Annotated in this window: 12 protein-coding genes; 4 read left to right on the top strand and 8 right to left on the bottom strand. The window is 68.6% G+C overall.

Annotated features, from left to right (window positions below):
* Positions 1-380 precede the first annotated feature (380 nt).
* From DM992_RS29810 to DM992_RS29800, 3 genes are all read right to left on the bottom strand, one after another.
* Positions 381-971, bottom strand: coding sequence for a phosphatase PAP2 family protein (locus DM992_RS29810; protein WP_111019797.1), 591 nt, complete (start codon positions 969-971; stop codon positions 381-383).
* 81 nt (positions 972-1,052) lie between these two features.
* Positions 1,053-2,369, bottom strand: a complete 1,317-nt coding sequence (locus DM992_RS29805) for an Nramp family divalent metal transporter (RefSeq protein ID WP_111019796.1) — start codon at positions 2,367-2,369, stop codon at positions 1,053-1,055.
* Positions 2,318-3,382 carry a helix-turn-helix domain-containing protein gene (locus DM992_RS29800; RefSeq protein WP_111019795.1) on the bottom strand — a complete coding sequence of 355 codons (1,065 nt, stop codon included), beginning with the start codon at positions 3,380-3,382 and terminating at the stop codon, positions 2,318-2,320. The genes DM992_RS29805 and DM992_RS29800 overlap by 52 nt, the downstream gene beginning before the upstream one ends.
* 486 nt (positions 3,383-3,868) lie before the next feature.
* On the opposite strand from DM992_RS29800, the gene DM992_RS29795 reads away from it, so the two are divergent.
* Positions 3,869-4,792: a LysR family transcriptional regulator gene (locus DM992_RS29795; RefSeq protein WP_111019794.1), complete on the top strand. Its 924-nt coding sequence runs from the start codon at positions 3,869-3,871 to the stop codon at positions 4,790-4,792.
* 97 nt (positions 4,793-4,889) lie between these two features.
* Positions 4,890-5,291 (top strand): OsmC family protein, encoded by a 402-nt coding sequence (locus tag DM992_RS29790; protein ID WP_111019793.1) that lies wholly within the window; start codon positions 4,890-4,892, stop codon positions 5,289-5,291.
* A 90-nt stretch (positions 5,292-5,381) separates the two neighbouring features.
* Here the strand turns inward: DM992_RS29790 and DM992_RS29785 are convergent, their stop codons facing one another.
* The gene (locus tag DM992_RS29785) at positions 5,382-6,263 is read right to left on the bottom strand and encodes a Dyp-type peroxidase (RefSeq protein ID WP_111019792.1); all 882 of its coding nucleotides are present in this window, start codon (positions 6,261-6,263) and stop codon (positions 5,382-5,384) included.
* Between the two features lie 534 nt (positions 6,264-6,797).
* On the opposite strand from DM992_RS29785, the gene DM992_RS29775 reads away from it, so the two are divergent.
* Positions 6,798-8,660: an ABC transporter ATP-binding protein gene (locus DM992_RS29775; protein WP_111019791.1), complete on the top strand. Its 1,863-nt coding sequence runs from the start codon at positions 6,798-6,800 to the stop codon at positions 8,658-8,660.
* A gap of 207 nt (positions 8,661-8,867) precedes the next feature.
* On the top strand, positions 8,868-9,581 hold the full coding sequence (locus tag DM992_RS29770; RefSeq protein ID WP_111019790.1) for a riboflavin synthase subunit alpha: 714 nt from the start codon (positions 8,868-8,870) through the stop codon (positions 9,579-9,581).
* A gap of 81 nt (positions 9,582-9,662) precedes the next feature.
* On the opposite strand, the gene DM992_RS29765 is transcribed toward DM992_RS29770, so the two are convergent.
* From DM992_RS29765 to DM992_RS29750, 4 genes are all read right to left on the bottom strand, one after another.
* Positions 9,663-10,904 (bottom strand): voltage-gated chloride channel family protein, encoded by a 1,242-nt coding sequence (locus DM992_RS29765; protein ID WP_111019789.1) that lies wholly within the window; start codon positions 10,902-10,904, stop codon positions 9,663-9,665.
* Positions 10,905-11,168: 264 nt separating this feature from the next.
* Positions 11,169-12,188: a chemotaxis response regulator protein-glutamate methylesterase gene (locus DM992_RS29760; RefSeq protein WP_111019788.1), complete on the bottom strand. Its 1,020-nt coding sequence runs from the start codon at positions 12,186-12,188 to the stop codon at positions 11,169-11,171.
* Complete coding sequence (locus DM992_RS29755) at positions 12,185-14,479, bottom strand: hybrid sensor histidine kinase/response regulator (RefSeq protein WP_111019787.1); 2,295 nt, start codon at positions 14,477-14,479, stop codon at positions 12,185-12,187. The genes DM992_RS29760 and DM992_RS29755 overlap by 4 nt, the downstream gene beginning before the upstream one ends.
* Positions 14,476-15,180: a chemotaxis protein CheW gene (locus DM992_RS29750; protein ID WP_111019786.1), complete on the bottom strand. Its 705-nt coding sequence runs from the start codon at positions 15,178-15,180 to the stop codon at positions 14,476-14,478. Before DM992_RS29750 ends, DM992_RS29755 begins: the two co-directional genes overlap by 4 nt.
* Positions 15,181-15,219: the final 39 nt, after the last annotated feature.

Here is a 15,219-nt window from a genome sequence, read left to right as displayed (position 1 = left end):
CGGCGCGCCGACGTCATAAGGTGCCGCACGGTTTCCGCGAGTATATCGAGACGCGCGTGACGCGCGCCGGGCAGCTGGCCGCGGTCGAACGACAGCCAGCGTACGCGAATGCCGCCAATCGATGAAATGAATATTCGTTATGTCCGGTCATAGATTTTGCTCATGACCTTCGCGCGCCTGCGCCAATGCGCAAAGCGGCGCGACCGATCCCGCGGACCGGCCGGTTCGTTGACTCGGGGAAAGACTGACGATGCGTTCCGCGACAGGCAGGAAACGATCGGGAAGAGGAATCGGGCAACCGCCGGTCGATCGCGGGCGGCAACCTGGCAGCGCCGGAACACCGGAACACCGGAACACCGGGCCGCCGCAACCGGCAACTGTCAGAATCCCTCGCCCGACGGCGCGCGCACGAACGCGCAGAGTTGCCGCGAATGCGTGTCGATCATCTGCTGGAACGGCGCACGGTTCCCGTAAGCGATACCCGACACGAGCAGCAGGCAGACAGCGGCGATGCGCGGCGAGAACGCGTGCTGGCGCGCGCCGTCGTAGCCGCGCAGGAACACCAGCGCCACCAGCGCGCCGAGCATCCAGCCGACGACGACTTCCGGAATCGTGTGCGAGTGATCGAACACGCGCGCGACGGCCGTGACCGCGCCGACGGCCAGCCCGGCCGCGATGCCGGGCACCTTGCCCGGCCGGAACGCCTGCCACAGCATCGACAGCGCGACCGTCCACACCGACGTCGACAGCATCGTATGGCCGCTGATCACGCGGAAATCGAATTGGGGAATCTCGATGCCGCACCCGGCATACAGGATCTTGGTTGCGCCGACGAGGCCCATGCCGGCGGCCAGCAGCACGACCCAGCGCACGGCGAGGCGCCGGTCGGTCAGCGCCAGCCACGCCGCGCAGGTCAGCGCGATCGGCAAGGTCAGCGCGGCATCGCCGATGTTGCTGATTTCACTCCACATAACGGACTTCGGACGACGATCGAAAGGCCGCAGTTTACCGCATGCGCGCACCGCGCCTGTGTCAGCCTGTGACAGGCTGTATCAGCCCGCGACACCGGTGATCAGCAGCAGGTTCGTGCCGGTGATGACGACGAACAGCGCCCACGCGGCAACCTGCATCCCGCGGCCGATCGTGTGCTCGCCCATCACGCTGCGATCGCTGACCGACCGGATCAGCGGCCACATCGCGAACGGCAGCTGCAGGCTCAGCAGCACCTGGCTCCATACGAGCAGTTGCCCGACCGACCCGTCGCCGAGCCACAGCACGCCGATCAGCGCCGGCACGAGCGCGAGCCCGCGCGTGATCAGCCGGCGCTGATAGCACGGGATCTTCGTATGCAGGAAGCCGTCCATGATCACCTGGCCGGCAATCGTGCCGGTCAGCGTCGAGCTTTGCCCCGACGCGAGCAGCGCGATGCCGAACAGCAGCGCGGCCGCGCCGCCCGCGATCGGCGTAATCAGCTTGTAGGCCTGCTCGATGTCGGTCACGTTGTGCTGGCCCGTCGCATGGAACGCCGCGCCCGCGACGATCAGGATCGCCGCATTGACGAGCATCGCGACGAACAGCGACACGCAGGTATCGATGCGCACCAGCGCGAGCGTGTCGCGAACTACGCCGCGCGCGCCGCCAACGACATGCCGCGTCTGCACGACCGACGAATGCAGATACAGGTTGTGCGGCATGATCGTCGCGCCGACGATGCCGAGCGCGAGCACGATCGCGTCCTTGCGGTCGTGGCCCGGATCGCCGGGCACGAGCCCGCCGACCACCGCGTGCCAGTCGGGCGGCGTGATCGCGACCTGCGCGACGAAGCAGAACGCCATCGTCGCGATCAGCCCGAGCACGATCGCCTCGATCTGCCGGAACCCCTTGCCCTGCAGGCCGAGCACGATCATCGTGTCGAGCGCGGTCAGCACGATCCCCCACGCGAGCGGCACGCCGAGCAGCAGCTTGAACGCAAGCGCGCAGCCGAGGACTTCCGCGATGTCGCACGCGATGATCGACACTTCGGCGGTGACCCACTGCACGATGCGGCCGAACCGGCCGTAGCGATCGTAGCTGGCCTGCGCGAGATCCCTGCCCGCGACGAGGCCGAGCCGCGCCGCGAGCATCTGCAGGAAGATCGCCGCGAGGCTCGAGAACGCGACGACCCACAGCAGCGAATAGCCGAACTGCGAGCCGGCCTGGATGTCGGTCGCCCAGTTGCCGGGATCCATGTAGCCGATCGCGACGAGCAGGCCGGGGCCGAAAAAGCGCTTGAGCTTCTGCCAGCGCGGCGCGCCGGCGTCGATCGTGATGCTGCCCTTTACTTCCGACGGGCAGAAAGGGGCGGTGGCGGTAGTGGGGAGGAAGGGCATGTAAACCGGGAATCGAGATCGCGACAGGACGATTCTACGGGTATCCGCCCCGTTTTCTCCCGCGCGTCGGCGCGCACGCCGCCACTCGCCCCTCCGCCCTCGCAAAATGCGGCTGCAGGTCGGTCGTCCGCATCGCGCGACGCAGCATCGCGGCCAAGGATCTTTTCCCGCTCCGCGACGCGAAATTCGGTCGGCGACATCAGCAGGCGCTGGCGAAACAGCTTCGCGAGCCGCTCGCCGCTACCGAACCCCGTGCGGCGCGCGACCTTGTCGGCCGGCAGCGTCGTGTGGATCAGCATGTGGCATGCGCGCTCGAGCCGCACGTGCTGAACGAACTCGGTCGGCGTCACGCCGATCTCCTTCTTGAAGCGCCGCAGGAAATTGCGCTCGCTCATCGCGGCGGCCTGCGCGGCGCTCGCGATCGAGATGCGGTTCACGCTCAGCGCGCGCAGCCGCTGCACCGACATCCGGATCGGCGGGCTCGCACTCAGTTCGCGAAACGCCCACATCGATTGTGCATAGCGCTGCTCGACCGGCCGCAGCATGTTGCTGGCGATCTCCTGCGCGGCGCTGTCGCCGAGATCGGCGCGGAACATGTCGAGCGCGGCCGCGAACACGTCGGTCTCGCCTGCCTGCAGTTCGACCGTCGCATCGGCACGGCGCCCGGCTTTGCCGGGCGACACGTGGATCGCCGCCGACGGCCGCTGCGTGGCCGCGAGCGCGGGCAGGTCCATCGCATCGACGATCCAGCGCGCGTGCCGGCGAATGTCGGTCAGGCGCCGCTGCAACGCGTCGTTCCAGTTGACGGCCGCGCGGTCGCCGTGAAGATGAAAGAACGCGAGCGCACGGCGGCCGTGCTCGTCGCTGAGCGGATCGGCCGCGATGCTCACGCCGGACGAAGACTGCAACAGTCCCCCGCTTTCAGATACGTACTTCAACTGGTAACCCGCACTGAACGCATGCAGGCGATTCGCCAGGTTGAAAGCCTCGCCGAGACGCGCGGCCTGGGCCAACGAAAACCCCGTACTCAAATAGATAACGACCCACCTCTGATCTGCTGCATTCACTGGCCAAGCCCCCGACTTGTTTCGACTTCTTCTAATACCGTCGAACTGTCAGGCTTATATTTGGTTTGAATGCGTGCGACAGGACGGCTATCCCGAAATATGAAGCGACGGCATCTTAGCCGAACGGGTAGCGCCTTTGGCGCGAAATGGCCGACGTGGACAGCATGATGGCGGATTACTACAGGCTGTCGCGAGCCGATGGTATGCCGGCACGGAATCACGCCTGTCGATGCAGCCGATCATTGCGCCGTCACGCGTCACGATGTGCGCGTTTCGCTGCGTTGCGCATCGGACGAAGCTGCGGTCGCGTACCGGTCCGAACGGCCTCGACCTGCATCGAACGCCATCGATCGTCGCGCACGAAAGCCCGCATATCCGTTGCCTGCGCATCCTTTAGAATCGATCCACCGTTCACCACGCCGCCCGCGCCCCGTGCCCGCCGATCACCGTCTCGACCTGAACCTGTTTCGCGTGCTCGACGCCGTCTACGTGCACGGCGGCATCGGCGCGGCCGCCCGCGCACTGCATCTCACGCAGCCCGCGGTCACGCACGCGCTCAACCGGCTGCGCGCGCATTTCGGCGATCCGCTGTTCGTGCGCCAGGGCAACCGCGTCGTGCCGACCGAGCGCACGCGGTCGATCATCGCGGACGTGCAGTTGCACTTGAAGGGCCTGCAGGGCACCGTGCGCGATCCGTCGGCATTCGATCCCGCAACGCTCGACCTGAGCATCGCGGTCGGCATTCGCGACGTGCTCGAATCGATCGCGCTGCCGCGGATCGTCGCCGCGTTCGCCGACGAAGCGCCGGGCCTGCGGCTCGTGAGCCGCCGCATCGCGGTGCCCGACATCGAGCGCGAACTCGCATCGGGCAATCTGGATCTCGCGGTCGAGCGTCGCGTGCAGACGGGGCCGCGCATTGCAACCGAGCACCTGCTCGACGATTCGCTCGTCGTCGCGCTGCGCCGCGATCATCCGCTCGCGCGCCCCCCGCTGCGGCGCGCCGACTATTTCGCGGCGCGGCATATCGCGGTGTCGTCGTTCGGCGAACCGCAATCGCTCGACGTATTGCTCGGCAGCGACGGGCGCTTCCGCGATATCCGGCTCACCTGCCAGCACTATTTCGCCGCTTGCCAGATCGCCGCGACCGGGGACCTGCTGGTCACGCTGCCGCACACCCATGCGCTGCGGATGGCCGCGCTGCTGCCGATCGTCGTGCGGCCGCTGCCGTTGCGGCTCAAGCCGTTCCCGCTGCTCGCGTACTGGCACGAATCGCGCGACACCGATCGCGCGCACCAGTGGGTGCGCGAGCGTATCGCCGCGCTCGTGCGCAGCAGCGCCGGCGTCGCCGACGCGTAACACGCTGCGTACGCCGTTACGATCGAAACGGTATGCTGACGGATTCGCGCCACCATGCGGTTCCCGCTTCCTTCCTCCCGCTTACCGGAGACTTGCCATGCCGCTCATCCATGCCGCCGCCGCCCTCGATGCCGACGCGCCCGATTACGTCGTCCAGCTGCAGGCCGGCACGCACGCGCTGACCGGCGACGAAGGGCCACGCGAAGGCGGTCAGGATCGCGGGCCGGCCCCGTACGAGTTCGTGCTTGCCGGTCTCGCGCAATGCACGGCCGCGACGCTGCGCATGTACATGCAGCGCAAGTCATGGCCGGCCGCGCGCATCGACGTGCGCACCGAGCTGCATGCCGATCGCGAAGGCGTGCAATACGTGCGCCGCGTCGTGACGCTCGACGGCCCCCTCGACGAAGCGCAACGCCAGCGCCTCGCGGAAATCTGCGAGAAGACGCCGGTGACGCAGTTCATCAAGCGCGGCACGCGGATCGAAACGACGTTGAAGTGATGCGAGCGGCACACCATCGACGCCTGACAAACAAAACGGGCGGGCCGCGCACGACGCGCAGCCCGCCCGTCCATCGAACCAGCCAGGCGCTTACAGTCCGAGCGCGGACAGGTCCAGCTTGCCGTCCTTCATCGGCGGGCACCAGAAATACGCGCCCGTCAGCGGCCGCGTGAAGCGGAACAGGCCGTCGACGATTCCGTCGTCCGCGCCGCTCATGCGGCGCATCTGCACGTCGAACGCGCGGAACGAGCAGCCGAACGCAACGAAGTAGAGGCCCGCGCGGCGCGCGTCCGACCACGGCGACGAACGGCGCAGCATGAACGCCTCCGGCTCGAAGCTTTCCTGCGCGGTGCGCTTCACGTGCGCGAACTCGGGCGCGTCGTCGAGTTCCTCGTTGTCCGAGCGGCGGCGCCCGACGATGTTGTCCATGTCGCCCGACGGAATGCGCTCCATCTGGTCGAAGTCGTGCAGCCACTGCTGGACCGCGACGAAGCTCGAACCGTCGAGCCCCGCGCCCTGCCCCGCCACGATCGCCGCGCCGAACGCGTCGTCGCCGGTCGGGTTCTCGGTGCCGTCCTCGTAGCCGGACAGGTCGCGATCGTTCGAATAGCGGAAGCCGTCGACGGCGTCCTGCAGCGCGAACGCCGGCGCCAGCGCGCGCTCGATCGCCCGCGCGCGCAGCACGATCTCGCCGCGGTCGTCGGCGCGCAGCCAGACCCACACGTCGGCCGGCGTCGCCGGCAGCGTGCGGTCCTTCACCGCGAACGCCGGATAGTCGGTCAGGCCCGGAACCGGGCGCCCGAGATGCGCCGCCAGCGCCTGTCCGAAACCGACGACCGTATCGCGTCCGTCGACGATCTCACGCAGCGCGGCCAGCGCCGCCGCCACATTGCCGTCATTCGAAATCGTGAAAGTGAGGTATCGGGCTGCCGTGTCGATCGGAGCCAGAATGCCTTGCTGAACGTCGCTCATCGTTTCCTCAGGAGTGTATCGGGGGTGAATCTGCGAGGGCCGCATCGGCCGGCCGCACATCGTGCCGTGCCGCGTCGGGACGCACGCACCGTGGCGTGCCGCGGGCGCCAAAGTGTAATCGATGCGCCCGCCGGCCCACGAGCCGCCACTTCGCGGAAAACCGCGCAAAAGAAGGGCCGAAACCTTGAATACTAACCGTATCGACGCCGCAACGCCGCATTCGTCAGACGTTGCAGCGTGCGGAACACTGCTGATAGAATCTTTACACGTCTTTTCGGCGTCCTTTCAACCATTCACTTCAGGGGAGGTGCAGATGTTCCGAATGCCAGCAACCTTCCCGAACGTGGTCCCTCGGCGCAGCTGATCCAGCCCGCCGTCCGCGCCGGCTCCCGAGTTTTTCGCTAACCCGTCAGCCGCGCTTTTCCCGACAGCCCGTTTCGTTCCGCCCGCGTTTTCCACGCGGCTCCGGCTGTTGCGTTTTCGACGTTCTCCGAACCGGAAAGTCCCGTCGCGCGATGCGCCGGGCAATGATAAATGACCAGAAAAACCTCCCATCTGGGCGGCCACGCATTCAAGGCCGTCTTCGGCTTCACCATCCGCTACTGGCGCAAGCAGCCGGCACGCATCGCCACGGTCGCGACCTTCGCGCTGCTGGCCGCGCTCGCCGACGTGCTCACGCCGCTGTTCGCCGGCCGCCTCGTCGACGCGCTGTCGACCGGCCTGACCGACCGCGCCGCCGCGTGGCATTCCGCCGTCGTCGCGTTCGGCACGCTCGCCGCGCTCGGCATCGGCGCAACGGTGCTGCGGCAAGGCGTCTACCTGAACATCATCACGCTCACGCTGAAGATGATGAGCGAGATCGCCGCCGCATCGTTCCACCGCGTGCAGCGCTTCTCGACCGACTGGCACGCGAACAGCTTCGCGGGTTCGACCGTGCGCAAGATCACGCGCGGCATCTGGGCGCTCGACCTGCTGAACGACACCGTGCTGATCGCGCTTCTGCCGTCGGTCACGATGCTGGTCGGCGCAACCGTGCTGCTCGGCACGCATTGGCCCGTGATGGGGCTCGTCGTCGGCGCGGGCTCGTTGCTGTACATCGCGGTGACGGTCGCCGTGTCGCTCGGCATCGTCGCGCCGGCCGCGCGGCTCGGCAACCTGTGGGATACGCGCATGGGCGGCGCGCTCGCCGACGCGGTGAGCTGCAACGCGGTCGTCAAGGCGTTCGGCGCGGAGACGCGCGAGGAAGCGCGGCTTGCGCGCGTGATCGGCAAGTGGCGGCAGCGCACGCGCCGCACGTGGGTGCGCGGCACGTTCAACGGCGGGCTGCAGGGCGCGATGCTCGTCGCGATGCAGGCCGCGATGATCGGCGTCGCGCTGCGGCTGTGGGCGAACGACGAGGCGAGCGTCGGCGACATCGCGTTCGCGCTGACGATGTTCTTCATGCTGCAGGGTTACCTGCGCGACGTCGGCATGCACATCCGCAACCTGCAGCGCTCGGTGAACGACATGGAAGAACTCGTCGCGCTCGAACGCCAGCCGCTCGGCATCGACGATCGCCCCGGCGCGCCGGCGATCCGGATCGGGCAAGGCGAGATCCGTTTCGAGCACGTGACGTTCCGCTACGGCAACCATCCGGTGCCGCTGTACGACGATTTCTCGATGCGGATCGCGCCCGGCGAGCGCGTGGGCCTCGTCGGCCACTCGGGGTCGGGCAAGACGACGTTCATCAAGCTGATCCAGCGCCTGTACGACGTGTCGGGCGGCCGCATCACGATCGACGGCCAGGACATCGCGTGCGTGCGGCAGGATTCGCTGCGCAGCCAGATCGCGATCGTCCAGCAGGAGCCCGTGCTGTTCCACCGCACGCTCGCGGAAAACATCGCGTATGCGCGCCCCGACGCGAGCCGTGCGGACATCGAGCGCGCCGCGCGGCTCGCCAGTGCGCACGATTTCATCGTCGCGCTGCCGGACGGCTATGACACGCTCGTCGGCGAACGCGGGATCAAGCTGTCGGGCGGCGAGCGCCAGCGCGTCGCGATCGCGCGCGCGTTCCTCGCCGATGCGCCGATCCTGATCCTCGACGAAGCGACGTCGAGCCTCGACAGCGAAAGCGAGCTGCTGATCCAGCAGGCGATGGAGCGGCTGATGGTCGGCCGCACGACGCTCGTCGTCGCGCACCGGCTGTCGACCGTACGTGCGCTCGACCGGCTGCTCGTGCTCGATCGCGGCAAGGTGATCGAGGAAGGCAGCCACGACGCACTGATCCGCATCGACGGCGGCATCTACCGCCGGCTGTTCGAGCGGCAGGCGCTGGAGCTCGCGAAGGGGCTCGCCGATTCGCCGCAGCGCATGGCGGACGATAATGCCGGGCCGCGGGGCGAGCCGGCGCAGGCATAACGCAAGCGTGTCGCGATACGGCCCGGCGGTGCGATCGCCACCGCCGGGCCGTATCGACAACCGGATCCGGATCGAGGCCGTGCCACGTGCACTGTCTTTTTTGCGTCCGCGAATATCGCCGGCCGCCCCTGAGCCGCGCGCCGCGGCGTCGCCTTTTCCGGGATCACTTATCATGTCGACCAGGAAATTTGCGACGAGGGTTCGATCATGTTTACAGGAATTGTCCAGGGCGTTGGCGTAATCAAGGCCATCAAGGATCACGGGGAGCTGAGAACCTTCAGCATCGAATTCCCCGAGCGGTTTACCGACGACATCGAGATCGGCGCCAGTGTCTCCGTCGACGGCGTTTGCCTGACGGTGACGACCATCCATTCGCCGGAGCTGATCGACTTCGACGTGATGCTGCCGAGCCTGAAGATCACCACGCTGGCCGATCTGGCGACCGGCGCGCGGATCAACGTGGAGCGGGCCGCGAAGGACGGCGCGGAAATCGGCGGGCATCCGCTGTCCGGCCATGTCGACTTCCCGGGGACCATCCTGCACATCGCGTCGTCCGAGCACAACCGGATGATTCGCATCGGCGTGCCTGCCGAATTCAAACGCTATGTGTTCGCAAAGGGCTATATCGCGATCAACGGCTGCAGCCTCACGGTTTCGGACGTCAATCGAGACGAAGGCTGGTTTGAAATCTGGCTGATTCCGGAAACGCGACGCGCGACGACCTTCGATGCGAAGGGCGTCAACGACAAGGTCAATATCGAGATCGAGCGAAGCACGCAGGTCGTCGTCGATACGATCCGCGAATCGGTCAAGGAAACGCTCGGCGAATTGACCGGCATCGTCACGACGCTGCTGGCGGAAAAAGGCGTCGATATCGAGGAACTGCTGGCCCGCAATGTCGCGCAACTGTCGAAGAAGTAACGTAAGCCGGTGTGCTAGGTGATCCGCTGGATCACCGAGTACCGGCTTCCGTCGGCAAACACCTCGACCCACGGGTCCGCTTCACTCCGCCTCAGCCTGCGTCCCCTTCCCCACCGCCACGCGCTGCGCGCGATAAATCCCCGCGTGCCCCGAAAACAGGTACGCGACGACGCACGCGACGATCGCATACACGCCGATATCCGCGCCGAACAGTTCGATCGCCATGATCGTCGACGCGATCGGCGTGTTGGCCGCGCCCGCGAATACCGCGACGAAGCCGAGCCCCGCGAGCACGGGCACCGGCAGCGCCAGCACCTGGCCGAGCGCGTTGCCGAGCGTCGCACCGATGTAGAACAGCGGCGTCACCTCGCCGCCCTTGAACCCTGACGCCAGCGTGACGACGGTGAATGCGAACTTGCCCGCGAAATCGTAGAGCGGCAGCGGCCCGTGAAACGCGGCCTCGATCGTCGGAATGCCGAGGCCGAGGTACTGCGGCACGTTCAGCACGGTGGCCGCCGCCGCGACCAGCAGACCGCCGAGCACCGGCTGCAGCGGCGCGTAACGGACAACGCGGCGGAACCACGCGGTCAGCGCATGCGTCGCATACGCGAACAGCCGGCCGACGACGCCGAACGCGATGCCCGCGACGACCGTCACGGCCAGCCCCGTCGCCGACACGGCCGGCACGAACGGAATCGCATAGGCCGTGTGATGCACGCCCCATGCACGGCACACGACGTCCGCGACGATCGCCGACGCGACGCAGGTCAGCAGCGCGTCGTACCGCACGCGGCCGATCGCGAGCACCTCGAGCCCGAACACGGCGCCCGCGAGCGGCGTGCCGAACACCGACGCGAAACCGGCCGCGATGCCGCCCATCAGCAGCACGCGGCGATGCTCGCGATCTAGGCGGAACACATGCGTGACGCGATCGGCGAGCGCGCCGCCCATCTGCACGGCGGTACCCTCGCGGCCGGCCGAGCCGCCGAACAGGTGCGTGACGACGGTCGCGACGAGCACCAGCGGCGCCATCCGCTTCGGCACGAGCGCCTTCGGGTCGTGAATCTCGTCGATCAGCAGGTTGTTGCCGCGCGCGACCGACTGGCCGAAACGATGGTAGATCCACCCGGTCGCGAAACCGGCGGCCGGCAGCCCCCACAGCAGCCACGGATGCGCAACGCGCGTGCCGGTCGCCCAGTCGAGCGCGATCAGGAACAGCGCGGAAGCCGTGCCGGCCAGCGCGCCGAGCAGGGCCGAGAGCGCGAGCCAGCGGCACACATAGCGCACGGTCGCGAGCAGGTCGGAAGAAGTCGTGAAAAACATGATTTCCAGATTCGACAGAACATCAAAACCTGGGCGGCAGAATACCGCATGGACAGCCTGCGACCTCCTGACAACCCAGGAACACGCAGGCATCATCAGCCGGGCAAACCGGCGGTCGAGGGCCGCACCGCGCGCAACGCGCCGCAACGACCGCAGGGAGGCATGCCATCTCCGCAGGCCGCAATTGTACGCGACGCCGCGCATCGCACGCAATGCAGCGCCGGCGCACCGGGCCGGAACGGCGTCGCGCTCCCCGGCGCGCCGTCAGTCGCGCGGCGCGCGCGCGATGTGCGAAATAAGCTGCGGCGCGATCCGTTCGAGCGGCAGGATCGCCGATGCCGCGCCGATCGCCGCGGCCGCCTTCGGCATCCCGTAGACGGCGCTGGTCGCCTCGTCCTGCGCGATCGTGTAGCAGCCTTTCGCGCGCATCGCCTTCAGGCCGAGCGCGCCATCGCGCCCCATGCCCGTCAGCAGCACGCCGAGCGCATCGCCCTGCCAGCCGTCGGCGACACTGTTGAAGAACACGTCGATCGACGGCCGGTACGGCGTCTCCACCGGATGTCGCGTATAGCCGAGCACGCCACGCGGCGACAGGTACAGGTGATCGTTGGTCGCCGCGAGCAGCACCTCGCCCGCCTGCGGCACGCTGCCCTGCCGCGCGACGCGCACGGGCAGCCGCGTATAGCCGTCGAGCCATTCGGCCATCCCGAGCGCGAACGCCTGGTCGACGTGCTGGACGATCACGATCGCAGCCGGGAAATCGGCCGGCAGCGCGCGCAGCAGCGCGGTGAGCGCGGTCGGCCCGCCCGCCGACGCGCCGATCGCGACGAGCGTCGGCTGGCCGCGCGAGGGCGTCGGCCCCGGCAGCACGAGCGCCGCGGTGCGGCTTTCGAGCAGCCGGCCGATCTGGTCGATCTTCCCGAGCAGCGCCTGCGGCGACGCGTCGGTCGACAGCCCCAGCGCAAGCGTCGGCGTGTCGACCGCGTCGAGCGCGCCCGCGCCCATCGCCTCGTAAACCGACGACGTGTTCGCGCTGACGCTGACCGTCACGATCAGGATCGCGCACGGCGCGCGCGCCATGATCTGCCGCGTCGCCGCCACGCCGTCGACCTTCGGCATCACGAGATCCATCAGCACGAGATCGGGCGGATGGGCGATGCAGAAATCCACGGCCTCGTCGCCGTCGGTCGCGACCCACAGCACGCGGTGGTCCGGCCGCAGCGCGAGCACGCGGCGCAGCGCCTCCACGGCCAGCGGCAGGTCGTTGACGATGCCGATGTTCATCCGCGCGCGCCCCCGATCAGGTCGTGCACGGCATCGAGCAGCGCCTCGTCGTGGAAGCTGCTCTTCGCGAGGTAGTAGTCGGCGCCGGCATCGAGCCCGCGGCGGCGATCCTCGTCGCGATCCTTGTACGACACGATCATCACCGGCACGCGCTTGAGCATCGGATCGCCCTTGATCAGCGTGACGAGCTCGATGCCGTCCATGCGCGGCATGTCGACATCCGTGACGACGAGATCGAATGCATCGCTGCGCACCGCGTTCCAGCCGTCCATCCCGTCGACCGCGACGGTCACGTCGTAGCCGCGCTTTTCCAGCAGCTTGCGCTCGAGCTCGCGCACCGTCAGCGAATCGTCGACGACGAGCACGCGGCGGCGCCGGTCGACGAGCGCCAGCTGCCGGTCGCGCTTGAGCCGCGCGAGCTGCCCGCCGCGCACGAGCTTGTCGACCGAGCGGATCAGATCCTCGACGTCGACGATCAGCACGGGGTCGCCGTTCTCGAGCAGCGCGCCGGCCGCGATGTTCTGGATCTTGTGCAGGCGGCTGTCGAGCGGCTGCACGACGAGCATCCGTTCGCCGAGGAAACGGTCGACGGCGACGCCGTACAGCTCGGGCTCGCCGCCGACGACCACGACCGCCGTGCTGCCGCGCGCCCCGTTGGGTTCACCCGCATCGAGCAACTGGTGCGCGGCGACGAGGCCCGCGCGCCGGCCGTCGAACGGGAAATGCGGCTGCCCTTCGAGTACGTCGATGTCGTCGTGCGCGAGCTCGAGCGTGCGGCGCACGTGCGCGAGCGGGAACGCATACGGTTCGCCGCCGACTTCGACGAGCAGGCTGCGGATCACCGACAGCGTGAGCGGCAACTGCAGCACGAAGCGCATGCCCGCGCCCGGTTCGTTGAAGATCCGCACCGCGCCGCGCACGCCGCGCACCATCTCCTGCACCGCGTCGAGGCCGACGCCGCGCCCCGACACGTCGGTCACCGCCTCGCGCATCGAGAAGCCCGGCAGCAGCAGGAATTCGAGCAGTTCGGGATCCGACAGCCGCGCGGCCGTCTCGTCGTCGGTCAGGCGCTGGCGCACGACGGCCGCGCGCAGCGCGTCCATGTCGACGCCCGGCCCATCGTCGATCACGCTGACGAGCAGCGAGCCGGCGCTGTGGCGCGCCTCCAGCGTCACGCTCGCCTCGGCCGGCTTGCCCCGCGCGCGCCGCGCGTCGGGCGGCTCGACGCCGTGGTCGATCGCATTGCGCAGCAGGTGGCCGAGCGGCGCGTCGAGCAGGTCGAGGATGTCGCGGTCGACCTGGGTGCCCTCGCCGACGATCGAGAAGCGCACCTGCTTGCCGAGCGAGCGCGCGAGATCGCGGACGATGCGCGGATACGCACGCGTCGCATCGCCGAACGGCCGCATCCGGCATTGCAGAGCCTCGTCGTAGAGCTGCTCGGCGATATGCGTGCTGCGCCGCTCGAAGCGGTCGAATTCGTCCATGCGCTCGGCGAGCGAACGCTGCAGGTCGTTGAGCATGTGCCGCACTTCGTTCATCGACGCGAGCATGCCCGCGTCGAGATCGTCGGCGAACTGTTCGTATATCAAATCGAGCGAACGGGCGGCGTCGCGCTGCGCACGCTTCACGCGCAGCATCGATTCGGCGAACGGCTTGAGCCAGCGCGATTCGACCAGCGATTCGCCGGACAGGCTCAGCAGCCGGTTCAGCGTATCGGCACGCACGCGGCGCATCGCGCCGGCGCCGGCCACGCGGCCGGCCTGGACCGGATCGGGCACCGTGCCCGACACCGCGAGCGGCGGCACCGTGGCGCCGGCCCCGACGGACTCATTCGCGGCGCCGTCGTGATCGCGATACGGCACGGCCGACGGCGGCACGACGGCCGCCTGCATCGTCTGCGCGCCGTCGGCGCCCGTCAGCGCCGCCGCGAACAAATCGATCTCGGTCGGCGACACGGGCGGCCCCTGCGGATCGCCGACTCGCACCAGCAGGTCGACGCCGGCGAGCAGCACGTCGACGTGCGTGGCCGTCAGCGCAATCGTGCCGGCCTGCGCGGCGACGAAGCATTCTTCCATCCGCCCCGCGATGTCGACGCCGAGCGGCACGCCGACGATGCGCGCGGCGCCCTTCAGCGAATGCGCGGCGCGCATGCACGCCTCGAGCGCGACGGAATCGGGTTCGCCCGATTCGAGCGCGAGCAGCCGCTCGGACAGTGCCTGGGTCTGCGTGCGCGTCTCCTCGCGATACAGCTCGAGCAGCGACAGGTGGCTCAGATCGTCGTCGCCGCTCATCGCATGCTCCGTGTCACGGCGTCGAACAGGCGATCGTCGTCGAGCAGGCCCACCGACTTGCCGCGCCACGACAGTACGCCGCGCGACAGGCCGGCGCTCGCGCGCCCGACCGTTGCCGGCACGGGCACCCAGTCGGACGCGCCGAAGCGCAGCACGCCTTCGACTTCGTCGACCGGAAACACGACCGGTTCGCCCTGGTGCGCGGCCACCAGCAGCCGAGTGAAACGGCCGTCGCCACTGCCGTTGCCGCCCTTGCGGGCGTCGAGACCGAGCAGCGCGCCGATCGAGATCGCGATGCGCAGCGTGCCGCGGATGTTGACCACGCCGCGCACGGCCGAATTGCGGCGATGCGGCAGCGAATGGATCGGGCGCGTGCCGGCGATCTCGCGCAGCACGCCGATCGGCAGCGCGAGCCATTCGTCGGCCACGCGAAACGCCAGCGCCGCGTGGCGCGTATCGCCGTCGTCGTCGCGCACGCTCGTCGCGCGGAACGCGCTCATCCGGCGTGTCGCGTCGGCCATCTCGGCGTCGCCGAGCGGACGCTCGAGCAGCTTCGCCGCGTGATACGCGTAGACCGGGCAGTTCAGGCAGCGCTGGCAGTCGGCCAGCCGCTCGCACGAGCGGTCGCCGCGCGTGCCGATCCGGTTCCAGCAATCGTCGACGTCGATCGTCGTGTCGTCAGTGGCGGCGGCGCGGTTCATGGATTCCTCTGGTCATCGCGGTGTCGGTCCCGATCCCGT

This window comes from Burkholderia sp. JP2-270, from assembly GCF_003233675.1.
GTDB lineage: Bacteria > Pseudomonadota > Gammaproteobacteria > Burkholderiales > Burkholderiaceae > Burkholderia > Burkholderia pyrrocinia_C.
This window is presented reverse-complemented; position numbering and strand designations above follow the sequence as displayed.